The organism is Sedimentibacter sp. B4, assembly GCF_000309315.1.
GTDB lineage: Bacteria > Bacillota > Clostridia > Tissierellales > Sedimentibacteraceae > Sedimentibacter > Sedimentibacter saalensis.
The window spans coordinates 1-231 of the sequence record NZ_CANG01000654.1 but is presented as its reverse complement, the minus strand read 5'-3'; the positions used below and the strand labels follow the sequence as shown (position 1 = coordinate 231).

The following is a 231-nucleotide window of genomic DNA, read 5'->3' as shown; positions in this document are numbered from 1 at the left end:
GCCCGTCGAGCAGCGCGACGAACCACCTCGCGAGGCCAGATCGGCCACGATGTCCGCCTCACTCTCCCGGAGCGGAGGCAGATCCGGGTCCTGGTAGAGGCTCGCCTCCACGGTGAACGCAGCCTTCTGGACAGCCAGCGCGGCGGGCACGTCGTCCGGTCTCCCTTGCCGCAGTTCCACTCCGTACATCGTCACCTCCGGACCCATCTTCGCGGATCGGCAGCAATAGTA

Annotated in this window: 1 pseudogene; it reads right to left on the bottom strand. The window is 67.1% G+C overall.

Annotation, left to right across the window (positions count from 1 at the left end):
- A pseudogene (locus BN358_RS12615) lies at positions 1-189 on the bottom strand (hypothetical protein); the annotation flags it as partial.
- Positions 190-231: the final 42 nt, after the last annotated feature.